Genomic DNA, 20,875 nt, shown 5'->3' with positions numbered 1-20,875 from the left:
CGATTCAGGCCGTACCCCTTCACGCTTTTCGGTTCCGTCCCGGCTAGTGAGTCAACAGCAACAGCTTCTCGGGCGTCCGCGCGAGACAGAACGGCGCGTCCGGCGGGTTGCCGAAGGTGACCCGGTCGTCCTCGGAGACGAACAGGCGGTCGAACGCGCGGCCACAGGCGGGACAGCCGAGCCCCTCCCGGTTTTCGAGGTACATCGACGATCCGTCCTGGGTGTGGAGTTTCAGCCGCGACCGGTAGTCGTGGACGTCGAACCCGTCCGATAGGTCGAGACGTTCGGCCATGTGCCTCCGGCGTCCCCGGCGGCGAAAGGCGTTACGGCCTACGCGACCGTGTTTCGCAGCGTCCCGACGCCCTCGTAGGTGATCTCGACCGTGTCGCCACGCTCGATCAGCCCCGGGTTGGCGGGACTGCCGAAGGAGATGACGTCGCCCGGGCGGAACGTGTACCGCTCCGAGAGGAAGGCGATGATCTCCGGCGGCGAGAAGAGCATCTCGTCGGTCGTCGCCGACTGCCGTCGCTCCCCCGAGATGACCGTCTCCATCGCCATCCCGTCGAGGTCGACGTCGGTCTCGATCCACGGCCCGAGCGGTGCCGACCCGTCGAACGCCTTCCGGGCCGTCCGCCGGTCCTGCTCGTAGGCGTCGAGGTCGTTCAGGATCGTATACCCCCGCAGGGCGTCGTCGACGTCGCCGACCGAGAGGTCGTGACACCGCTCGTCGATCACGGCCGCCAACTCGCCCGCGTAGGTGAACGAGTCCACCCAGTCGGGATACTCGATCGGCTGCTCCGGCGGGTGGAGCGCGTGGGGCGGCTTGACGAACCAGTCCGGGCGATCCGGCCGGTCGCCCTCGCCCATCTGGTCGATCTTCGCTCCGAAGTTCCGGCCGGTACAGAAGACGGCCGTCGGGTCACAGGGCGCCATCAGGTGTGCGTCCTCGCCGACGGCGTAGCTGTCGCCGTCGGCGTGGACGACGCCGTCCACGTACTCGCCGGTGAGCGTACCGTGCGGGGTGGAGATGCGTGCCAGTCGCATGGGCCGACGACGCCGGCCGCCGGGCTATGCGTTTCGATTCGTGTGAACGTCAGGCCAGCTGCGCGAACGCGAGCGTCCCGCTGATGTTGTCGATGTACGCCTCGACGACCTGCCCCTCCTGGGCGCCGGGGACGAAGATGGTGTACTTGCCGCGTTCGGCCACGCCGTCGCCCTTCCGGCCCGTGCCCGTGATCTGGAGCTGGTAGGTTTTCCCTTCCTCCAGGGTCGGCTGACCCGCGTCGGCGCTCTGTTTCGGCCGCTTGGCGACCGGTCGGAACGCCCCACAGGCCGTACAGCGGAGCATGTCGACGCCGTCCTCGCGGACGAGGTTGGTGTCCGGCAGGCCACACTCCGAGCAGGTGACGTACTCGGTGACGTAGGCGTCGACGGCGGCGTCGAAGTCGTCGACGGTGAAGGAGCCGTTGTACCGCGCCCGGTCGCCGTCGAACTGACCGTTGGTCCCGAGTTCGCGCTGGATCGAGCGGTGGAGGTGTTCCGGCTCGCGACCCAGCGCCGCCGCGATGTCGCCGAGGTTCGTCAGCCGGGTGAAGGCGCCGTCGGTCTGGCCCTCCGGATCCGGCACCTGTAGGCGGTCGCCCGCCTCGCGTGTCCGCTCCGGCAACGTGTCGTAGGCCCGGTCGAGGGCGGTATCGTAGTTCATGGACTCGAAAGGGTCCGGCGTCCTAAATCCGTTCCGTGAGCCGCGCTCACACGTCACGTCACGGATCGAACGCCTCCGCGACGAGCGTCGCGGCCGCGTCGGCGTTCATCGGCCCGCGGTCGGCCAGCAGGCCGAGCAGCCGCTCGACCCGCTCGTCGGTCGGATCGATCCCCGCCTCCGTTAAGAGCGCGCGGGCGCTCCCGCGGCCGCTCCCCGGGCCGAAGACGAGGCGTCGCTCGCCGCCGAAGTCGGCGGGATCGAACGGCTCGAAGGTCCCCGGATCCCGCAGCATCGCCGCCGTGTGGATACCCGACTCGTGGGTCGTCACGTCCGCGCCGAGGACGGGCGTCCGCGGGTCGACCGACTCGCCGAGCGCGTCGAGCACCGCCTCACACGCGGGGACGAGTTCGGCCCCGTCGACGGCGGCCGCGCAGTCGCCGGTGCCGTCCACCTCGTCGGCGATAACCACCTGTTCCAGCGCCGCGTTGCCCGCCCGCTCGCCCAGCGACGCGACGCTCACGTCGGCCGTCGTCGCGCCCGCGTCGACGGCCGCGAGCGTGTTCGCCGTCGCCACCCCGAGGTCGTCGTGGAAGTGGACGCCCAGACGGTCCCCGTCGACCCCGCGGTCCAGGAGGTCGGTCACCACCGCCCGCACCCGGTCCGGCGTCCGCGCGCCCACCGTGTCCGCGACGGTGACCGTCGGCACCGACGGGACGGCGTCGACGGTCGCCGCGAGGTGTTCGGGATCGGTCCGGAAGCCGTCGACGAGCGTGAGGTGGACCGCGGCCCCGCCCTCGCGGGCCCGGTCGAGCGCCTCGCTCGCCATCTCCATCGCCTCGGCGCGGGACGTCCCGAGGACGTGTTCGAGTTGACGTTCGGACGTGGGGACGAACACCTCGATCACGTCGGCCTCGGCGTCGAGGGCGGCCTCGACGTCGGCGACCCTCGCGCGGGCGATACCGACGACGTCGGCCGTCACGTCGCCCGCGGCGGCGAGTCGGCGGATCGCCGCCCGATCCGTCTCGCCGACGGCGGGGAAGCCGGCCTGGACGGCGTCGACGCCCAGCCGGTCGAGCGCCCGCCCGGCGGTCACCCGGTCGTCGACGGCGTACTCCCGGCCGGGCATCTGTGCGCCCTCCCTGATCGTCACGTCGCGGAGCGAGACCGGCATCAGATCACGCCCGCGTCGCGGAGGCGGTCGTACTCCGACTCGTCGAGCCCGAGTTCGGACAGGTACACCTCGTCGTTGTGCTGCCCGTGTCTCGGTCCGGCGTGTTCGACCGTGCCGGGCGTCCGGGTGAACCGTGGGACGGGTGCCGCGGTCTTCAGCGATCCCAGATCCTCGTCCTCGACCTCCACGATGTTCCCCCTAGCCGCGTACTGCTCGTCCTCGAAGATGTCGGCCATGTCGTAGACGGGCCCCACGATGGCGTCCGCGGCCTCCATCTCCGCGATGGCCGCCTCGGTCGAGCGCTCCCGGGTCCAGGACTCGATCACCTCGTCGAGTTCGTCCGCGTGCTCGACGCGGGCCTCGTTGTCGGCAAAGCGCGGGTCGTCGACGAGGTCCGGCCGGTCGATGGCCGCGGCAACGTTCTCGAAGATGGACTGCGCCGACGCCGAGAGGGTCATGTAGCCGTCGGCCGTCTCGTAGACGTTTCGCGGCGCCGCGCTCTCGTGGTGGTTCCCGATCCGTTCCCGGACCTCGCCCAGCCGGTCGTACGCCTCCACCTCCGAGAGGAAGAGCCTGAAGAGGGGCTCGTAGAGGCTCATGTCGATCACCTGCCCCTCGCCGCTACCCCCCGATCGACCCACGTCACGCTCGAAGACCGCGAACATGACGCCTTGGACGGCGCAGTTCGCGGCGGTGAGGTCCGCGAGACTGATCGGCGGCAAGAGTGGCTTGCTGTCCGGGAAGCCGTTGACGTGCGCCCAGTTCGAGATGCCCTCGGCGACGGTCCCGAACCCGGGCTTGTCCGACTTCGGTCCCGTCTGTCCGTACCCCGACTGCCGGACGACGATCAGTCCCGGGTTCTCCTCGTGCAGTCGCTCGGGACCGAGCCCCCACTTCTCCATCGTCCCCGGCCGGAAGTTCTCGAAGAGCACGTCGGCGTCGGCGAGCAAGTCGAGCAGGAGGGCGCTCCCCTCGGCGGTGCTCAGATCCAGCGTCACGCAGCGTTTGTTCCGGCCGATCGACTTCCACCAGAGCGACACGCCCTCGTCGTAAGGTGGCCACTCCCGAAGCGGATCGTTCCCTTCCGGATGTTCCACCTTGATGACGTCGGCGCCGAAGTCCGCGAGCTGTGTCGTGGCGAACCCGCCGGCGATCATGCCCGAGCAGTCGACCACCCGTAGCCCGTCGAGCGGCCCCTGCCGTTCCCGTGCGGTCGTCATGAACGGTCGGTGCTCGCCGGTCGGCATAAGCGGTGCGCTCCTCGTCACCGCTCACGACCACGGCCACCCGCCCCGTCGGACCCGTCGGCCGCCGAGTTCCAGGCCACAGAGGGCCGCGAGGCCCAAAAGCGCGCCCGGAACGACGGCGAGCGTCCAGAGCGCGAGCAGGAAGAAGGCCCCGGCCTCGCCCCCGACCCGCAGGAAGGTGTACGCACAGACCCAGCTCGCCCCGAACAGCCAGGCGACGGGCGTCCACAACCCCCGGCTCGCGTGGAGGAACAGGGGCAGGCCACCCTGGACCGCGAGCGCGAGCGTCGCGCCCCCGACGATCAGGACCGCGACGAGCGGCGAGTCGCGCGGGTCGACCGCGAACCGCCAGAACAGGAGGCGGACCCCCGCCCACAGGAGCAGGAACCCGACCCCGTACGCTACCCCGCCGCGGAGCGCGGCCGCCCGGGCGTCCGCCCGACGCGACCGGCAGGCCACGCCGGTGACGACGGTGGCCACCGCCGTCGCGACCGCTCCCGTCAGGAGCGGATCGCCGAGCGCGTGATGGGGGGTTCCGGCCACGCCCGGACGTCGTCGCCGCTGTCACGTAAAACGTCGCGGCCGGCAGTATATGTGGGTGTGGTACGTACGAGCGTATCATGTCCATCTCCCGACACGGTTCCGGCCCGCGAGCGGCCGTCGGCGCCGTCGCCTCGCAGGTCCACCCCGTGTTCATGGCCCCGCCGCTCGCCGCCTCCGGGTTCGGCGCCGTCTTCGGTGGATTCGAACTCCCCCGACTCGCCCTCCTCCACCTCGCCGTCGCCTTCACCGCGCTCTACACCGCCCACGTCAAGGACGGCCTCGTCGACTTCCACCGCCGCGGCGAGGACGACGACCACCCGCTGACCCGACGCGGCTGTCACCTCGCGATCCTCGGGTCGAGCGCCGCCTTCTTCGCCGGCGTCGCCGCCCTCGTCGTCCGCGTCGACCCCGTCGCCGCCGCCCTCGCCCTGCCCGGGTGGCTGGTCGCCGTCCTCCACGCGCCGCAACTCGACACCAGCCCCCTCGGTGCGACCCTCGGCTACCCGGTCGGCATCGGCTTCGCCCTCCTCGGCGGGTACTACGTCCAGACCCGCACCCTCTCGACGGCCGTCGTCGCCTTCGCCGCCGTCTTCGTCGTCGTCCTCGCCGGGATCAAGGTCGTCGACGACGCGACCGACTACGACTACGACCGCTCGGTCGACAAGCGAACCGTGGCGGTCGTCCTCGGCCGCGACGGGGCGCGGACCGTCGCCGGCACGCTCATGGGTGCGGGGATGGTCGCCGTCCTCGCGCTCTCGGCGACCGGCGTCGTCCCGCGTGGCTCCGCGTTCGCCGTCGTCCCCTTCGTCGCCGTCGCGCTGTTCGCCCGCCGGGCCGACCCCGAAACCGCGACCATGCTGCTCGTGCGGGCCTCCTACCTCTTTTTCGCCCTCCTCGTCGTCGCCGTCTGGCTCCGTCCCCTCGCCGGCCTCGCGGGGCCCGACGTCACGGCGCTCGGCCCCTACACCTACCTCGCGACGGAGGTGCTGTGGGGGGTCGTCGCCGTCGCGCTGGTGGTTCGCGCCGACGCGGTCCGTGCCGCCGCGCGGACCGTCGCCGTGCTCTACCCCGTCGCCTACGTCTGGGACTGGTACACCCTCACCGTCGGCGTCTTCGCCATCCCGATGCGGACGGGGATCGATCTGCTCGGCATCCCGCTGGAGGAACACCTGTTCATGCTGATCGTGCCGACGATGGTCGTCGGGGTCCACGAGACGCTCGCAGACGCGTTCGACGACTAACCCTCGCGAACGGCGACGGAACGCCGGGAGCCGCCGCCGACGCGCCGGAGCGGAGCCGCGAGGCGTCCCACCAGGGGGCTGGCACCACAACCTACAAATACGAGTGGGCCAACCATAGAATTAGACACATCTAATCCATGGATTCGATGATAACCTATGTCACTCGATACACGTAGCGAGCGAGCGGTGACGCGACGGGACGCGCTTCGTGCCGGCGGTGCGGCGGCGCTTGCGGGGATAGCCGGGTGTACGGCGCTGCCGAGCGCTCCGGACCCGTCGGGGGGAGACGGCGACGCCGGGAGCGACGGCCCGGTCGCGGTGGCCTCGTTTTTCACGTTCTTCGATTTCGGCCGGCAGGTCGCCGACGGGACCCCGCTGACGGTGGAGAACCTCGTCCCGACGGGACTGCACGGGCACGGCTGGGAGCCGAACGCCAGTATCACCCAGCGGATCATCGAAGCGGACGCGTTCGTCCACGTCGGGGCGGACTTCCAACCTTGGGCCGACCGAGCAATCGAAACGATCGAGGGCGACGACGTCGAGACGGCACTCATCAACGCCCGGGAGGGCGTCGAACTGGTCGACCTCGCCGCGACGCTCGACCGCGACGAGGAGGGCGTCGGTTCCCAGCGGGGGAAGGACCCGCACTTCTGGCTGGATCCCCAGCGCGCGAAGCGCTCCGTCGACAACATCGCCGAGGGGTTCGCCGAACTGGTGCCGGAGTACGCCGACACCTTCCGCGACAACGCCGGGGCGTACACCGCCGACGTCCTCGACCGCATCGACGCGGACTACGAGGCCATCTTCGACCGCGCCGACCGCGACATCGTCCAGCTGGCCGCGCACAACGCCTTCCAGTACGTCGGCGTGCGCTACGGGGTGCGGATGCGGCCGCTCGTGACGAACCTCGCGGCGAGCGGTGACGTCAAGCCCGCCGACATTCGCGAGGCGGCGCGCGTCATCCGCGAGAACGACATCCGCTACATCGCCAACGGCGTCTTCGAATCCCAGCGCCCGGCCCAGCAACTCGTCCGCGAGACGGCCGTGGAGTCGTACTTCCCCGTGACGCCGTACGCCGGCGTTCGCGAGGAGTGGGTCGCGGAGGACTGGGGATACGAGGAGATCGCGTACAACATCAACATGCCCACGTTCGACATCGTCCTCGGCAACGAGCGTCCCGAGGACGCGGCCCCGTCGGCGGGCTGGGTCGAACGGTGGCGGAACTTCGAGCCGGTATGACCCGGGACGCCGACGCCGTGCCGGTGATCGACCTCGCGGGCGTCACCTTCGGCTACACGGCGACGCCAGTCGTCGAGGCCGTGTCGCTGACCGTCGACCCGGGCGAGTACGTCGCCATCGTGGGGCCGAACGGCTCGGGGAAGTCGACGCTGATGCAGCTGATGGTCGGACTGCTCGAACCGGACACGGGCACGGCCCACCTGTTCGGCGAGCGCGCCGACCGTTTCGACGACGGCGAACGGATCGGCTACGTCGCCCAGCAGGCCAACGCCGCCGAGGGGATGCCGATCACCGTCCGCGAAGTGGTGAAGATGGGCCGCTTCCCGCACGTCGGGGTCGGCCGGCTGTCGAGCGAGGACTGGGCCATCGTCGACGACGCCCTCTCGACCGTCGGCATGAGCGCCTTCGCCGACCGACGCGTCACGCAGCTCTCGGGTGGACAGCGCCAGCGCGCGTTCATCGCACGGGCGCTGGCGGGCGAGGCCGACCTGCTCGTGCTCGACGAGCCGACCGTCGGCGTCGACGCCGAGTCGGTCGACGCCTTCTACGGCCTGCTGGCGGCGCTCAACGGGCGGGGCATCACCGTCCTCCTCATCGAGCACGACCTCGGGGCGGTCGTCGAGCACGCCGACCGCGTCGTCTGCCTGAACCGCGAAGTCTACTTCGACGGGCCGACCGACGAGTTCGTCGACAGCGACGCGCTGGCCCGGGCGTTCGGAACCGAAGCGCGGTTCCTCGCTGAGGTGGACGGATGAGCGCGGACGCGGCGGCCACGCTCGTCGCGAGCCCCCTCGTGACCCTGGATCCGTCGGCCGTGCTCGCGCTGGGGAGCGTGCTGGAGGCCGTCGGCGAGGCCGTCTTCGATGCCCCTCTGTGGGTCCTGGAGCAGTGGTACTGGCTCATGGACTGGGTGTACTACGCCACGGGGCTGGAGATGCTGAACCCCCGTTACCGGTTCATGCACCGGGCGATACTCGTCGGGCTCTGCGTGGGCGTGATGGCGCCGCTCATCGGCACCTTCCTCGTCCACCGACAGCTCGCGCTCATCGGCGACGCGCTGGCCCACACCGGCTTCGCCGGGGTGGCCGTCGGCCTGTTCCTGAACGCCGTCATCGACCTCGGCGTCTCGCCGTATCTCACCGCCGTCGTCGTGGCGATGATCGCCGCGCTGTGCATCGAGCTCATCTCCGAAGTGACGGACGCCTACAACGACGTGTCGATGGCCATCGTCCTGTCGACTGGGTTCGCGCTGGGGACGACGCTCATCAGCCTCAACGCGGGCGGGCTCGCGGTGGGGGTCAACCAGTTCCTCTTCGGCAACCTCTCTACCGTCTCGCCGGGGAGCGCGGCAATCCTCCTGGTGCTCTTTGCCGTCATCGTGAGCACGGTGGCCGTGACGCGCAACCAGCTGCTGTACGTCACCTTCGACGAGACGGCGGCCGCCGTCTCCGGCATCCCCGTCAACTGGTACAACCGGGTGATGGTGATGCTGACGGCGATGGTCGTCGTCGGTGCGATGCAGATCATGGGCGTCATCCTCGTCGCGGCGATGCTCGTCGTTCCGGTCGCGGGCGCGACGCAGGTGTCCCGGAGCTTCTCCGAGTCGCTCGTCGTCTCGGTCGTCCTCGCGGAACTCGCGGTGTTGCTCGGCATCGCCGCCGCCTACTACGGCGGCGTCACGGCCGGCGGGATCATCGTCCTCTTCGCCGTGGCCATCTACGTCTGTGCCGTCGTGCTCGGAAAACTCCAGTCCGCACGCGGCGAACGGGCGGCGCCCGAGACGGGACACATCGAGGCCGACGGCGTCGACGCCGGCACCGGCGACTGAGCGATTCCCCTCCTTTCGCGCCCGGATCCGTCACCGCGCCAGTTCCACCTTTTACGTCCTCGGGTCGCTCCCGCCGGTCGCGACCGCTCGTCGCAAAAGCTGGAGCAAAACGATCCGCCGGCCCCCGCTAGGCCGTCACTCGTCCTTCGCGCCCGGATCCGTCACCGCGCCGTTGGCCGCCGAGCCGAACATCCGGCCGTACTTCGCCAGCACGCCGGACGTGTAGTTCGGTTCGGGGTCGTAGCCGTCGAGCCGTTCCTCGATCTCCTCGTCGCTGAGGTCGACCGAGAGCTCGTGGCTGTCGATGTCGATGGTGATCACGTCGCCGTCCTCCAGGGCGGCGATGGGGCCGCCGACGAACGCCTCGGGGGCGACGTGGCCGATGGAGAAGCCACGGGTCGCGCCGGAGAAGCGGCCGTCGGTGAACAGCGCGACGTCCTCGGCGTGGCCCTGGCCGGCGACGGCGCTCGTGACGCCGAGCATCTCGCGCATCCCGGGGCCGCCGCGGGGCCCCTCGTTGCGGATGCCGATCACGTCGCCGGAGTCGACGTGGCCCTCCTGGACGTACTCCATGGCGTTCTCCTCGTCGTCGAAGATCCGGACGGGCCCCTCGTGGTGGAGGTGGTCCTCGCCGGTGATCTTGATGACCGCGCCTTCGGGGGCGAGGTTGCCCGAGAGGATGCGGATGGCGCCGCGCTCGTGGATCGGGTCGTCGACCGTGTGCAGGAAGTCGGCGTCGAGGTCCGCGACGGCTGGCGGGTCGTAGCGGTCGAGGGCCTCGGCCATCGTCTCGCCCGTGACCGTGAGCCCGTCGCCGTGGAGCAGGTCGGCGTCGAGGAGTTCGCGCAGGACGACCGGCACGCCCCCGACCTCGTGGAGGTCGTTCATCACCCGCTCGCCGCCGGGCTGGAGGTTGGCGATCTTCGGCGTCCGTTCGCTGATGCGGTTGAAGTCCTCGATGTCGAGTTCGATGCCGGCCTCGGCGGCCATCGCCAGCAGGTGGAGGACGGCGTTGGTCGACCCGCCGATGGCGACCTGGAGCGCGATGGCGTTCTCGAAGGACTCCCGCGAGAGGAAATCGGACGGTTTGCGCCGCGACTCGACGACGTCGACGACGAGTTCGCCGGTCTCGCGGGCCACCTCGTAGCGGGCCTCGTCCTCGGCGGGCGGCGAGGCCGATCCGAGCGGCGCGAAGCCGATGGCCTCGCTGATCGAGGCCATGGTGTTGGCCGTGAACATGCCGCCACAGGAGCCCGCGCCGGGACAGGCGTTCCGTTCGAGGTCGTCGAGTTCCTCGTCGGACATCTCGCCCTCGGCGACGGCGCCGACGCCCTCGAAGACGTTCTGGATGGTGACCTCGCGGCCGTCGTGCTCGCCGGGCATGATCGACCCGCCGTAGAGGAACACGGAGGGGAGGTCGGTCCGGATGGAGGCCATCATCATCCCGGGCATGTTCTTGTCACAGCCGCCGATGGTGACGAGGGCGTCCATGCGCTCGCCGAAGGAGACGAGTTCGACGGAGTCGGCGATGACCTCCCGTGAGATCAGCGACGACTTCATCCCCTCGGTCCCCATCGAGATGGCGTCGGAGATGGTGATCGTGCCGAACTCGATCGGCATCCCGCCCGCCTCGTCGATGCCCTCGATGGCCGATTCGGCCAGTTCGTCGAGGTGGACGTTACACGGCGTGATGTCCGCGGCGGGGTTGGGGACGCCGACCATCGGCGACGAGAGGTCCTCGTCGTCGAACCCCATCGCGCGGAACATCGACCGGTGGGGCGCGCGGTCACGGCCCTCGGTGACGTCGGTACTCCGGAGGTCCGGGTCCTTGCCTCCGGGGTAGGGCGCCGACTCGGACTCCGCTTCGGATTCTCGCTCTGGTTCCTGCTGGCTCATGTTCCGACCCTACTCGTCCGGGGGCTTAAAGCATGAGGCCTCGTCGCCCTCAGCTCTCGCGGCTCGCCAACCCCGAGAGGTGGCCGGCCTCGGGCACGATGATCTCCCCGGCCCCGAGCCGTGCCGCGTTCTCGCTCCCCGGCAGGCAGAAGACGGGCGTCCCCTCGACGACCCCCGCGACCGCCCGCGTCCCGACCACCTTCGTCCCGATCTCCTCGTACGAGAGCCGGCGAAAGAGTTCGCCGAAGCCGGGCAGGGTCTTCTCGAACAACGGTTGGGCCGCCTCGACGGTCACGTCGTCGGGGGTCACGCCCGTTCCCCCGGTGCTTACGACGGCGTCCACGTCGTCCCGCCCGGCGAGGTTCTTCAGCGTCGCCTGCACGCGGTCGTAGTCGTCCGGGATCAACTCACGGGTGACGATCCCGTGGCCCGCGTCCGTGAACGCCGCCGCGATGGCGTCGCCCGCCGGATCGTCGTCCAGTCCCCGCGTGGAGGTCACCGTCACCACCGCGGCGCCGAGGGTCTCGACGTCGTGGTGGTGGTGGTCGTGTTCGTGATCGTCGCCGTGGCCGTGATCGTGTGCGTGGTCGTCGTCGTGTGCGTGGTCGCCGTCGTGTGCGTGGTCGTCGGTCATGGGCGTGGATTCGGGGGCCGCCACAAAAGCCGTGGCGGGAGCGCCGCGACCGCCCGTCGGACGAGAAACACCTTTGACCTCTCCCCCCGTAACCGCGCGTATGGTCGACGAATCCACGACGACGGAGGTAACGTGTTTCAAGTGTGGATTCGAGGCGCCGGCCGGCAGCGACGACTGGGACACCGCGACTCACCCGTCGCTCGGGACGCTCCAGCGGTGTCCCGACTGCGGGAGCACGGATACGACGAGCGGCTAGCGGTCCGCGGCGACGGCCAGGCCCTCGCCCGTGCCGAACCACAGCGTTTTGTCCGTCGCGATGGTTCTCACGGGTATGCAACCCCGTTCTTTCGTGACTCACGACGACCCTGGCGAACCGCACGGCAGTCGGTCCGACGCCCGTCACCGACGGTGAGCGCCGACGACCCCCCCGTCGTCCGCCCCGGTGGGGACCCGCCGCGCGGCGGCGATCCGGCGCCCGACGACGACGCGGACCTCGGCTGGGTCGGGTGGGTGCTCGTCGCGGCCGTCGTCGTCGCCGTCCTCGTCATTCCCGGTGCCATCTACCTCTGGCCCGCCGGCGGGACCGTCCTCGGTGCCCACTACCGGACGGCCATGCTCGTCCTCCCGATGGTTCCGGCCGTCCTCCTCGGCGTCGTCGCCGTCTGGTCCATGAAGAACCGACGCTGAGGGCGGTTCGTGATAAATCCTCCCGACAAGACTTATATCGTGACGTATGGTAACGTGTACCGAATCGCATGTTCGAAGAGTTCTCCTCCGGCTACTACCTCGGACGGCTGTACGTCCAGCCCCGCGACGGCGACCACGCCGTCATCCACCGGACGGACCACGAACGGATGAACGAACGCCTCTACGCCACGGGCGAGGGGGTCGAACGCCTCGACGCGCCGCTCGTGATGAAACTCGACGGGCGTCACTTCCCGGTGCTCGGCGAGGAGGGCGTCCCGTCGGGGACGCTCGGACTCCCGCCGACGGTCACCGAGACCGACCTCCCCGACCGGTGTGAGGTGTTCCTCGCCAAACCCGACCGCGCCGCCGAACTCCTCCGGTATTCGGGGTACGACCCCGGCGGCGTCACGGACGAGGCCGTGTAGGCCGGGCGCGGCCGCAGGGTAGAAGGCCCCCGCGCTCGCCCCTCTATCCATGCTCGACTCGTTGCTCGGGCGGGCCGAACTGAAGGCACGCATCGAGGAACTCGAAGAGGAAAAGCGGCACCTCGAGCGTCGGCTCGACGCCGAGAGTGACCGCCGCGCCGAGGCCGTGACCGCCCGTCAGGAGGCCGAGGAGCGGGTCAACCGCCTCGAAGACCGGATCGCCGACCTGGAGGGTCGCCTCGACGCCGAACGCGACGACCGCGAGGTGTCGCTCGCCCCACGCGGCACCGACGACCTGCGGGGCGACCGACTCGACGAGGTGCTCGCCCGCCTCCGGAGCCTCTCGACCGAATCCGAAGGGGCGCTGACCGCGATGGTCGACCCGACCGAGCCCCGCGACGACGGTGGGAACGCGGCGCGACGATCGCCCGACAGCGCGGCGTCCTCCGATCACGATCCCGCTACCGACGCCGTCGCCGACGCCCTCGGCGACCGGGCGGCGATCCTCGACGACGTCGCACCCGCGCTCGTCTGCGTCGACGACGCCGGCCTCGTAAGCGTCGCCCTCGCCCCGCCGCTCGCGCCCGACCCCTTCGTCGAGTGGGGCGATAGCTTCCGTCTCGACCCCGACTGGTTCCGTCCGCCCGACGGGCTCTCCGTCGCGCTGGTGCGCTCGGATCTGTTCGCCGTCGGCCGCTACGACGGCGGGTCGCTCGTCGACGTCGAGACGGTCGAGACGGACGTCAAGGGTCGCCACTCGAAGGGCGGGTTCTCGCAGGCCCGGTTCGAGCGTCGCCGCGAGGAACAGGTCGCCGACCACCTCGACGACTGCCGGGCGGTCCTCGACGCGCGCGATCCGGATCGGCTCGTCCTCCTCGGGGAGCGAACCGTCCTCGACGACCTGGACCGCGAGGCCGTCGCCCGCGCCGCCGTGGACGCGAGCGGCGACCCCGAGGCGGCCCTCGCGGATGCCGCCGACTCCTTTTTCACGACCCGGTTGACGCTGCTGTGAGCGCGGGGTCGCGGTCGGCCGACACCGTGGCGTTCGTCGCTCGGAGGTCGTGTTCCACGACGACACCGTCGCGCGCCGTCTCGGGGACGTATGCCGCCTCGCCGCCACACCGCAGCGCCCGCCGGCAGACCTCGACGTAGGGCGTCAGGGCGCGGGTCCGGTCGCCCTCGGTCGCCGTCGGCAGTTCGAGTCGGTAGCTGAACCCGTTGCCCGCGCCGTAGTCGGCGAAGGCCGTCACCCGCAGTTCGTCGCGGTCGTCGACCGGGACCGTCGCGTTCCCGTCCACCGCCGTCACGCCGCGGAGGCGGGCGCGGCCGTCGCCGACGACCAGCGACGGGGTGGCGAGCGTCGGCGTGCCGTTCGTGACGTAGTAGGCCTGCCCCTCCTCCGATTCGAGGCGGATGGAGACGCGTTCGACGCCCGGCGGCACGCCGAGTCGCAGGTCGAGGACGACCCGCTCGCCGGCGACGTGGTCGACGGGCTGGATCCGCGGGCGCACCGTCTGGCCGGCGGTCGGCGCCCACGTCCCGCGGTAGGTGTAGCGGTACAGCGTCCGCCCGGGGTGGGCGTCGACGACGTCGAACTGTCGTTCCCGGAGCGCGTACACGACGTCGCCGTCGAAGTCGGGATCGTTGCGAAGCGCCTGGAACGGGTGGTTCATCCAGTCGCCGTACGGCGTCGGGAGGAAGACGAGCGATCCGTCCTCGATCCCGTCCACAGGGGCGTACGCGCTCCGGTACGTCTCGGTCACCTCGGCGTTGCGCTCGACGGGGTCGGCGAGCGCCGTCGCCGCCGGCACCGCGAACGCGAGGAGACAGAGCACCGCGACGGCGACCCCGATCCGGCGTCGCCGCGCGGCGCCGGGGACCCGCGCCGCGAGCGTCGCCCGGACCCGCTCGCCGCCGGTCACGGCGCCGTGGGCGGCGAAGGCCGCCGTCGGCACCAGCAGGTCGAAGTGGTAGTACGGCCCGAGGTTCGCCACCAGTCCGTCGTTCGCCTGCCCGAGGTCGCCGAGGACGTTCAGGTTCCCCCAGAAGTAGACGTTGCCGACGGCCACCGAGACGAACAGGCCGGCGAGGACGAGTCGCCGCGGGTCGGCCGACCGGTCGCGGTACAGGCGCCGGAGGAGGCCGGCGACGCCGACGGCCGCCAGAAGCGTTCCGACGGGGCCGGCGGCGACCCACTCGCCGAACAGGATCGCGAGCACCCGGCCGTTGACCCGGAGGGCCAGTTCGGGGGTGTACTGCCGCGAGTACGCGAGGATCTCGCGGTGGCCGAAGCCGAGGCCGTCCCGCGGGGCGAACGCCTCGTAGGGGAACACGAGCGGGTCGCCGGTCGTGAGGGCGTTGTACCCGAGCGCCACGCCGACCCCGACGAGGCCGAGCGCGGCCGTCGCGGCCTGCCGGGCGACGACCGCGCGATCCAGGCCGCGAAGCGTCCACAGCGCGTGGACGATGAAGGGCGTCGCGAAGAGGACGGCCGTGTAGGGGCGGGCGAAGAAGGCCATCCCCACCGCGAGGCCGGCGACGGCGGCGGCCCGGGGGCTCCCGGTCCGCCGGGCGTGGAAGTACGCCACCGCGAACGCGAGGTTGAGGAGCGTCGTCGGCGCGTACGGGAGGAAGACCGACGACTCGATCAGGAAAAGCGGAGAGGTAAGCAGGAAGACGGCCGCGAGCAGGCCTCGGCGCCGGTCGAACACCCCGGCGACGAGGGTGTAGGTGAGCGCGAGGTTGGCCGCCGCGATTCCCGCCAGCGCGAGGCGGTAGCCCCCGAGGAGTTCGCCGACGGCGAACATCACCGCCGGGACGGGGGCGTACTTCGAGTACAGCGCCCCGTCGGGCGTCTCGACGAAGAACCACGGCCGGTAGGCCTCCGCGACGGGCGGTCGCAGGAACACCCGGCCGTCGAGGAGCATCGCCGCCTGCTGGAGGTAGACGCCCTCGTCGTGGTTGAGCGAGTGATACGGAAACAGGCGCGTGGCCACCAGCAGGACGAGCAACCCCCCGCCGACGGCGAGGGCGGCGGCGAGCAGGCGGTAGGTTCGGGGGGTGAGCCGCCCCGATCCGTCGGTCACTCCGCGGGGTACCACGCCAGCGTGTGGTCGGCGACGAGGTCGACCGTGACCCGTTCGCCGAGTTCGTGGTCGGTCGAGTGGTTGTGCTCGCAGTGGACGACGTCGCCCGTGTCGAGTTCGACGGCGTACACGAACGAGGGGCCGGTGTACTGGCGACCGACGAGCGTGCCGTTGCCGGTCCGGCGGTCGCCGTCACACGGCGTCGCCCGCAGGTCGTCCGGGCGGACGAGCACGTCGATCCTGGCGCCGTCGTACTCGGAGCTCAACCCCTGGAGCAGGTCGGCCGAGAGCGTCCCGAGACCGGTGTCGATGTGGTTCTCGGCCAGCCGGCCGGTTAGGAAACTCGCCTGCCCGAGGAAGTCCGCGACGAACCGGGATTTCGGATGCTCGAACACGGACTCCGGTCGGCCCACCTGCTCGATCTGACCGTCGTTCATCACCGCCACCCGGTCGGAGATGGAGAGCGCCTCCTCCTGGTCGTGGGTGACGGAGACGGCGGTGACGTTCGTCTCCTTGATGATGCGGCGGACCTCCTCGCGCATGCGCTCGCGGAGTCGGATGTCGAGGTTGGCGAAGGGCTCGTCGAGCAGGAGGACCTCGGGTTCGGGCGCGAGCGACCGGGCGAGCGCGACGCGCTGTCGTTGCCCGCCCGAGAGGTTCTCGGGCGAGCGGTCCGCGAACTCCGAGAGGCCGACCAGATCGAGCAGGTCGGCCACTCGGCGTTCGCGCTCGTCGGCGTCCCAGTCGTCGAGGCCGAAGCCGACGTTCTCGGCCACGGTCAGGTGCGGGAACAGGGCGAACTCCTGAAACACCATGCCCACGTCCCGCTGTTCGGGGGGGACGCCGTCGCCGTCGGCGGCGACCGCCTCGCCGTCGACGCGGACCTGCCCGCTCGTCGGCATCGCCAGGCCGGCGATCATGCGGAGCGTCGTCGTCTTGCCACACCCCGACGGCCCGAGGAGCGTGAGCAGTTCACCGTCGCGGACCGTCAGGTCGATGCCGTTGACCGCCGTCTCGGGACCGTAGCGTTTCGTCACGCCGTCGAGCGTCAGCATCGACGGTGCGTCCGCCGGATCCCCCGTCTCCGTCGTCGACCGACGGGTCATCCCCAGTGTATCTTCAGCCATCGTCTCCCTCCTGTCGCAAGAGCAGGATCATCGAGAGCGCGGAGACGGCGACCAGTACCAGCGCCGGGAGCGCGGCCCGTCCGTAGTAGCCCGCTTCTTGCACACGCCAGATGTAGGTCACTAGGGTTGTAAAGCCCGTCGGATGCAGGATGAGCGTCGCCGGGAGCTCCTTCATCGTCGTCAGGAAGACGAGCGCGGCGCCGGCGACGAGTCCAGGGGCGATCAGCGGCAGGGTCACGCGCCGGAACGCACCCCGGGGCGTCTCCCCGAGGGTGCGGGCCGCGCCGAGTAGTTTCGCGTCCACCTGCATCACCGACGACCGGGTGGACCCGACCGCCTGTGGCAGGAAGCGAACGACGTACGCGAACACCAGCAGGGGGAGCGTCTGGTAGAGCCAGGGGAGGTAGTTCGCCCCGAGGAACACCAGCGCGAGCGCGAGGACGATGCCCGGCACGGCGTAGCCGACGTACGTCGACCGTTCCAGGAGCCGTGCGAGCCGCGAGTCCGACCGCGCCGAGACGTAGGCGATGGGGAGCGCCGCGAGCACCGTCCCCGCCGCGGCGAGGACGGACACGTAGACGGAGTTGATGGCGAAGTCCCACTGGAAGCCGATGCCGGCGGACGCGTAGCCGGGCCCGGTCCGCAACAGCCACATGCCGAAGATGGCGACGGGCACCACGAGCGTCAGCGCGGCGACGAGCGCACAGAACGCGAGCGCCGGGACCTTGGCCCACCCGAGCGAGGCGACGGGCGAGTCCGTGCCGACGACGCCGCCGCCGTACCCGTCGCCGCCGGCGTCGCCGAGCCGGGATTCGAGAAACAGGACCAGCGCGGTCACCGCCAGCAGCTGGATCGAGAGCAGCGACGCGGTCCCGCGGCCGAAGTTGTTGTACTGGACGTAGATGACCCGCGTGAACGTGTCGAAATGCATGATCGCGGGCGTCCCGAAGTCCGACAGCGCGTAGAAGGCGACGAGGAGCGCGCCGGCGGTCATCCCCGGAGCGATCTGTGGGAGGACGACGCGACGGAACGCCGATCGGAAGCCGTGGTTGAGCGTCTGGGCCGCCTCCAACTGCTCGGTGTCGAACGAGAGCAGGGACGCCCGGGTCGTCAGGAAGACGTACGGATAGACGAACAGGCCGAGGACGAGGGTCGCGCCCTCGAAGCCGTAGACGGTCGGCACCGTGACCCCAAGCGGCGACAGGAGTTCGGCGAGTTCGCCCCGCGGGCCGAACGCCGAGACGAACGCGAACGCGCCGAGGTAGCTCGGCACCACCAGCGGGAGCGACAGCGCCACGGTCCAGAACCGGCGGAAGGGCAGGTCGCTCAACACCGTCAACACCGCCAGCGGGACGCCGAGCGCGACCGAGAGGCCGGTGACCGACGCCACGAGCGCGACGCTGTTGACGAACACGTCGACCGTCGATGGTGTCACGAGGATCGACAGCGCCTCCCGTGGCCCGACCGCGGCCGCCCGGAGGAACAGCCAGAGGAGCGGCGAGATAACCGTCACCGCGACCAAGACGGCCACGCCCGCGACGAGCGGGTTGGAGCCCTCGCGCGTCGGCGAGACGGCGGCGTCACGGAGCCAGTCGACCGCCCGCCGAACGCCGGTATCCTCGCGACTCATCCCCTAGAGCACGCCCACGTCCCGCATGAGCTGGAGGGTCGGTTCGACGTTCGCGAGTTCCTGGAGGTCGATCGACGGCGGGTTCAGCTCGTCGATGGTGGGGAGGCCGCCGACCGGCGGCACGCCGGGGATCATCGGGTAGGCGAACGTCCGGGTGGCGAAGAACTCCTGGGCCTCGACCGTGAGGAGGTGTCGGACGAAGTTCTCGGCGAGGTCCGACTGCTCGGTGCCCTGGACGACCGCCGCGCCGGCGATGTTGATCAGCGCGCCCGCGTCGCCGCTGGTAAAGGCCAGATCGAGCGGCGCGTCCGAGCGTGCCGAACGCACCCGCAGCGCGTAGTAGTGGTTGGCGAAGCCGGCGCCGATCTCGCCGTCAGCGACGGCGTTGGAGGTCAGGAACTCGTCGGGGTACTCCGTGACGCCGCTGTCGAGCATGGCCTGGAGCCACTCGCGGGTCGCGGACTCGCCCTCGATGAGCCGCATCGCCGTGACGAACGCCTGGAACGCCCCGTAGGTCGGCGCCCACCCCATCGCCTCCGTCAGCGCCTCCGTCTCGGGGAAGTCCATCACCGTGTCCGGGATGTCGTCGGCCGAGAGCGCGTTCGTGTTGTACGGGACGCTCCGGGCGCGGCCCGCGGTCCCGACCCACCGGTCCGTGGGGTGGAACTCCTCGGGCACCGACTCGACGACGTCGCTCGAGAGGTCCGCCGCCATGTCCGCTTCGTCGACCGCGCCGAGCGAGCCGGCGTCGACCGCCCAGAACACGTCGGCGGGGGTGTTCTCGCCCTCTTCGATGATGGTGTTGGCGAGCTGTGCGGTCCCGCCCTCACGGGGACGGGCGGTGAAGTCGGGGTAGATCTGCGAGAACGTCGCCAGCAGGTCGCGGTACAGCCCTCCCTCGCCGCCACCGAGGTAGATGGTGAGCTCCCCCGAGAGGTCGGGGAGGTCGGCGATCCGGGTCCCGCTCAGCGACGCCCGGTTCTCGATGAGCGGTCCGGATCCGCGGAACGAACTCAGGCTGACCGTTCCGTCGCCGCCGTCGCCGCCGTCGCCACCTCCGCCAGGCAGTCCGTTACACCCAGCCAGCGCACCGACCGTCGCGGCCGCGCCAGTCGCGAGGAACCGACGCCGTCGGAGGGATCGCGAAGTATCGTCTTCCATAGTTCGTTTAGGCCGCCCTAAAACACTTATACTTGCCGATTCGGCGAGCGGTCAGTCGTCGGCCGGCACCGCGCGCTCGACGGACTGGAGTTCGTCGAGGCAGTCCAGCCAGTCGTGCATGTGTTCGCCGACGTGTGCGAGGAACTCGCCGTTGCGGTAGTCGGCCTCCGCCTCGATCAGCGCGTCGGCCATCGAGGCGAAGATGGTGGCGTACGCCTCGGCGCCCCGACTCTCGACGGCCGGGTCGACGTCGTCGACCAGTTCCCAGAGGTGTTCGTTCAGTTCCAGCCCCGCCACCTCGTTGTGCAGGTCGTCGAACGTCGACCGGGGCGCCTTGTCGTGGCGACAGAGCGGGTCGCCGCTGACGATCCGTTTGTCCAGCAGGTCCGCAGCGCGTTTGAGGAACACGCCGCTCCAGATGTCGTCGAACCGTCCCACCGACCACTCGTTGTCGTCCATGGGCAACTGGTAGAACGCGGGAACGACCTCGCGGCGGAAGGCGAGGTTCATCGAGCAGACGGTGAGATACTGACCGGGTTCGGCGACGAAGTCCGGGCCGAAGTCGTCGGCGGTGAGGCGCGTCTCGGCCTGCCCCTGCAGGTCGCCGTCCATCAGGATGCGCACCGCGTCGAGGTCGGGGACGTTCGTCCACAGGCCCTGCGAGGCGACGACGTCCGTGAGTTCGGCCTCGCCAGTCTCGACCGTCTCGTCCATCGCCGAGTAGGGGTAGCCACGGGGGTAGAGGCCGTGTTCGTCGGCTGCGTGGTACAGCACGTTCACCCAGTTCGTGTCCGACCGCACCGACTCGACGGTCCGCTCCTCGGTCAGGTTGTCGAGGTGGGTGCCGAAGAAATCGACGGTCTCGTGGGGCCGTGTGTCGTCGTCGATGAAGACGGCGTAGGGATGGTCGTTGGCCCACAGGTACAGCAGGCCGAAACTCGTCTGGGCGTGGCTCGCCGCCGGGATCAGGTGGCTGTACTCGCCGACGTCCTGGGCCTCGAACCACTCCTCGCGCCGGCTCCCGTCGAACACCTCGCCCGCGACCCCGAGGTCGTCGAGCATCGCCTCCATCTCCCCCGCCGGGCAGAAGTCCTCGGTCACCAGCACGAACTCCAGTCGGTCGGTGTCGAAGCCGTGACGCTCGGCGTTCGCGACGTAGGACCGCACGCATTCGTACTCCCTGATGGTCGGTACGATGACGCAGACGTCCGTTTCCATGCCCGCCATTCTTTAGGGCCACCTAAAATACCTGTCG

21 protein-coding genes are annotated in these 20,875 nt (G+C 70.4%); 8 read left to right on the top strand and 13 right to left on the bottom strand.

What is annotated here, in order from left to right:
• Positions 1–43 precede the first annotated feature (43 nt).
• From NO364_RS12280 to NO364_RS12255, 6 genes are read right to left on the bottom strand one after another with little or no spacing between them, the layout of a single operon-like run.
• Positions 44–292 carry a DUF7385 family protein gene (locus NO364_RS12280; RefSeq protein ID WP_157690560.1) on the bottom strand — a complete coding sequence of 83 codons (249 nt, stop codon included), beginning with the start codon at positions 290–292 and terminating at the stop codon, positions 44–46.
• Positions 293–330: 38 nt separating this feature from the next.
• Positions 331–1,044, bottom strand: a complete 714-nt coding sequence (locus NO364_RS12275; RefSeq protein WP_157690561.1) for a fumarylacetoacetate hydrolase family protein — start codon at positions 1,042–1,044, stop codon at positions 331–333.
• A gap of 49 nt (positions 1,045–1,093) precedes the next feature.
• Positions 1,094–1,705 carry a translation initiation factor IF-2 subunit beta gene (locus NO364_RS12270; protein ID WP_157690562.1) on the bottom strand — a complete coding sequence of 204 codons (612 nt, stop codon included), beginning with the start codon at positions 1,703–1,705 and terminating at the stop codon, positions 1,094–1,096.
• Positions 1,706–1,763: 58 nt separating this feature from the next.
• Positions 1,764–2,876 (bottom strand): LeuA family protein, encoded by a 1,113-nt coding sequence (locus tag NO364_RS12265; protein ID WP_257627657.1) that lies wholly within the window; start codon positions 2,874–2,876, stop codon positions 1,764–1,766.
• On the bottom strand, positions 2,876–4,096 hold the full coding sequence (locus NO364_RS12260) for a CaiB/BaiF CoA transferase family protein (protein ID WP_257627656.1): 1,221 nt from the start codon (positions 4,094–4,096) through the stop codon (positions 2,876–2,878). The genes NO364_RS12265 and NO364_RS12260 overlap by 1 nt, the downstream gene beginning before the upstream one ends.
• A gap of 51 nt (positions 4,097–4,147) precedes the next feature.
• Entirely contained in the window at positions 4,148–4,666 is a 519-nt protein-coding gene (locus tag NO364_RS12255) for a hypothetical protein (protein ID WP_157690565.1), read from the bottom strand.
• Positions 4,667–4,743: 77 nt separating this feature from the next.
• Here NO364_RS12255 and NO364_RS12250 point away from each other — a divergent pair, with 77 nt between their 5' ends.
• From NO364_RS12250 to NO364_RS12235, 4 genes are all read left to right on the top strand, one after another.
• Positions 4,744–5,907 carry a lycopene cyclase domain-containing protein gene (locus tag NO364_RS12250; protein ID WP_257627655.1) on the top strand — a complete coding sequence of 388 codons (1,164 nt, stop codon included), beginning with the start codon at positions 4,744–4,746 and terminating at the stop codon, positions 5,905–5,907.
• 186 nt (positions 5,908–6,093) lie between these two features.
• Positions 6,094–7,146 carry a metal ABC transporter substrate-binding protein gene (locus tag NO364_RS12245; protein ID WP_157691257.1) on the top strand — a complete coding sequence of 351 codons (1,053 nt, stop codon included), beginning with the start codon at positions 6,094–6,096 and terminating at the stop codon, positions 7,144–7,146.
• Positions 7,143–7,901, top strand: a complete 759-nt coding sequence (locus NO364_RS12240; protein WP_157690567.1) for a metal ABC transporter ATP-binding protein — start codon at positions 7,143–7,145, stop codon at positions 7,899–7,901. Before NO364_RS12245 ends, NO364_RS12240 begins: the two co-directional genes overlap by 4 nt.
• Positions 7,898–8,974, top strand: coding sequence for a metal ABC transporter permease (locus NO364_RS12235; RefSeq protein ID WP_157690568.1), 1,077 nt, complete (start codon positions 7,898–7,900; stop codon positions 8,972–8,974). Before NO364_RS12240 ends, NO364_RS12235 begins: the two co-directional genes overlap by 4 nt.
• Before the next feature lie 135 nt (positions 8,975–9,109).
• Here the strand turns inward: NO364_RS12235 and ilvD are convergent, their stop codons facing one another.
• Both ilvD and NO364_RS12225 read right to left on the bottom strand, forming a co-directional pair.
• Positions 9,110–10,870 (bottom strand): dihydroxy-acid dehydratase, encoded by a 1,761-nt coding sequence (gene ilvD, locus NO364_RS12230; protein ID WP_257627654.1) that lies wholly within the window; start codon positions 10,868–10,870, stop codon positions 9,110–9,112.
• Between the two features lie 49 nt (positions 10,871–10,919).
• Positions 10,920–11,504: a MogA/MoaB family molybdenum cofactor biosynthesis protein gene (locus NO364_RS12225; protein WP_257627653.1), complete on the bottom strand. Its 585-nt coding sequence runs from the start codon at positions 11,502–11,504 to the stop codon at positions 10,920–10,922.
• A 100-nt stretch (positions 11,505–11,604) separates the two neighbouring features.
• Here NO364_RS12225 and NO364_RS12220 point away from each other — a divergent pair, with 100 nt between their 5' ends.
• The 4 genes from NO364_RS12220 (at position 11,605) to NO364_RS12205 (ending at position 13,628) form a co-directional block, all read left to right on the top strand.
• On the top strand, positions 11,605–11,760 hold the full coding sequence (locus NO364_RS12220) for a hypothetical protein (RefSeq protein ID WP_199243665.1): 156 nt from the start codon (positions 11,605–11,607) through the stop codon (positions 11,758–11,760).
• Positions 11,761–11,912: 152 nt separating this feature from the next.
• Positions 11,913–12,191 carry a DUF7977 family protein gene (locus NO364_RS12215; protein ID WP_157690571.1) on the top strand — a complete coding sequence of 93 codons (279 nt, stop codon included), beginning with the start codon at positions 11,913–11,915 and terminating at the stop codon, positions 12,189–12,191.
• A gap of 68 nt (positions 12,192–12,259) precedes the next feature.
• Positions 12,260–12,616, top strand: coding sequence for a DUF5802 family protein (locus NO364_RS12210; protein ID WP_157690572.1), 357 nt, complete (start codon positions 12,260–12,262; stop codon positions 12,614–12,616).
• Between the two features lie 49 nt (positions 12,617–12,665).
• On the top strand, positions 12,666–13,628 hold the full coding sequence (locus tag NO364_RS12205) for a Vms1/Ankzf1 family peptidyl-tRNA hydrolase (RefSeq protein WP_157690573.1): 963 nt from the start codon (positions 12,666–12,668) through the stop codon (positions 13,626–13,628).
• Here the strand turns inward: NO364_RS12205 and NO364_RS12200 are convergent.
• The 5 genes from NO364_RS12200 to NO364_RS12175 are packed head-to-tail and all read right to left on the bottom strand — an operon-like array spanning position 13,603 to position 20,838.
• Complete coding sequence (locus tag NO364_RS12200) at positions 13,603–15,717, bottom strand: ArnT family glycosyltransferase (protein WP_199243666.1); 2,115 nt, start codon at positions 15,715–15,717, stop codon at positions 13,603–13,605. The genes NO364_RS12205 and NO364_RS12200 overlap by 26 nt on opposite strands.
• On the bottom strand, positions 15,699–16,829 hold the full coding sequence (locus NO364_RS18400; protein WP_420191812.1) for an ABC transporter ATP-binding protein: 1,131 nt from the start codon (positions 16,827–16,829) through the stop codon (positions 15,699–15,701). Before NO364_RS18400 ends, NO364_RS12200 begins: the two co-directional genes overlap by 19 nt.
• Entirely contained in the window at positions 16,822–18,459 is a 1,638-nt protein-coding gene (locus tag NO364_RS12185; RefSeq protein WP_157690575.1) for an ABC transporter permease, read from the bottom strand. The genes NO364_RS18400 and NO364_RS12185 overlap by 8 nt, the downstream gene beginning before the upstream one ends.
• 3 nt (positions 18,460–18,462) lie before the next feature.
• Complete coding sequence (locus NO364_RS12180) at positions 18,463–19,620, bottom strand: extracellular solute-binding protein (protein WP_257627652.1); 1,158 nt, start codon at positions 19,618–19,620, stop codon at positions 18,463–18,465.
• Positions 19,621–19,671: 51 nt separating this feature from the next.
• Positions 19,672–20,838, bottom strand: coding sequence for an alpha-1 4-glucan-protein synthase (locus NO364_RS12175; protein WP_157690577.1), 1,167 nt, complete (start codon positions 20,836–20,838; stop codon positions 19,672–19,674).
• Positions 20,839–20,875: the final 37 nt, after the last annotated feature.

The sequence above is a fragment of the Haloplanus salinarum genome (assembly GCF_024498175.1).
Classification (GTDB): Archaea; Halobacteriota; Halobacteria; order Halobacteriales; family Haloferacaceae; genus Haloplanus; species Haloplanus salinarum.
The sequence above is the reverse complement of the archived record's forward strand: the minus strand, read 5'-3'. Positions and strand labels throughout refer to the sequence as shown.

Bases quoted from the DNA above. Each gene is read 5' to 3' on its own strand.
- NO364_RS12280 (WP_157690560.1), bottom strand. From the start codon at position 292: ATGGCCGAACGTCTCGACCTATCGGACGGGTTCGACGTCCACGACTAC.
- NO364_RS12275 (WP_157690561.1), bottom strand. From the start codon at position 1,044: ATGCGACTGGCACGCATCTCCACCCCGCACGGTACGCTCACCGGCGAG.
- NO364_RS12270 (WP_157690562.1), bottom strand. From the start codon at position 1,705: ATGAACTACGATACCGCCCTCGACCGGGCCTACGACACGTTGCCGGAG.
- NO364_RS12265 (WP_257627657.1), bottom strand. From the start codon at position 2,876: ATGCCGGTCTCGCTCCGCGACGTGACGATCAGGGAGGGCGCACAGATG.
- NO364_RS12260 (WP_257627656.1), bottom strand. From the start codon at position 4,096: ATGACGACCGCACGGGAACGGCAGGGGCCGCTCGACGGGCTACGGGTG.
- NO364_RS12250 (WP_257627655.1), top strand. From the start codon at position 4,744: ATGTCCATCTCCCGACACGGTTCCGGCCCGCGAGCGGCCGTCGGCGCC.
- NO364_RS12240 (WP_157690567.1), top strand. From the start codon at position 7,143: ATGACCCGGGACGCCGACGCCGTGCCGGTGATCGACCTCGCGGGCGTC.
- NO364_RS12235 (WP_157690568.1), top strand. From the start codon at position 7,898: ATGAGCGCGGACGCGGCGGCCACGCTCGTCGCGAGCCCCCTCGTGACC.
- ilvD (WP_257627654.1), bottom strand. From the start codon at position 10,870: ATGAGCCAGCAGGAACCAGAGCGAGAATCCGAAGCGGAGTCCGAGTCG.
- NO364_RS12225 (WP_257627653.1), bottom strand. From the start codon at position 11,504: ATGACCGACGACCACGCACACGACGGCGACCACGCACACGACGACGAC.
- NO364_RS12220 (WP_199243665.1), top strand. From the start codon at position 11,605: ATGGTCGACGAATCCACGACGACGGAGGTAACGTGTTTCAAGTGTGGA.
- NO364_RS12210 (WP_157690572.1), top strand. From the start codon at position 12,260: ATGTTCGAAGAGTTCTCCTCCGGCTACTACCTCGGACGGCTGTACGTC.
- NO364_RS12205 (WP_157690573.1), top strand. From the start codon at position 12,666: ATGCTCGACTCGTTGCTCGGGCGGGCCGAACTGAAGGCACGCATCGAG.
- NO364_RS18400 (WP_420191812.1), bottom strand. From the start codon at position 16,829: ATGGCTGAAGATACACTGGGGATGACCCGTCGGTCGACGACGGAGACG.
- NO364_RS12185 (WP_157690575.1), bottom strand. From the start codon at position 18,459: ATGAGTCGCGAGGATACCGGCGTTCGGCGGGCGGTCGACTGGCTCCGT.
- NO364_RS12180 (WP_257627652.1), bottom strand. From the start codon at position 19,620: ATGGAAGACGATACTTCGCGATCCCTCCGACGGCGTCGGTTCCTCGCG.
- NO364_RS12175 (WP_157690577.1), bottom strand. From the start codon at position 20,838: ATGGAAACGGACGTCTGCGTCATCGTACCGACCATCAGGGAGTACGAA.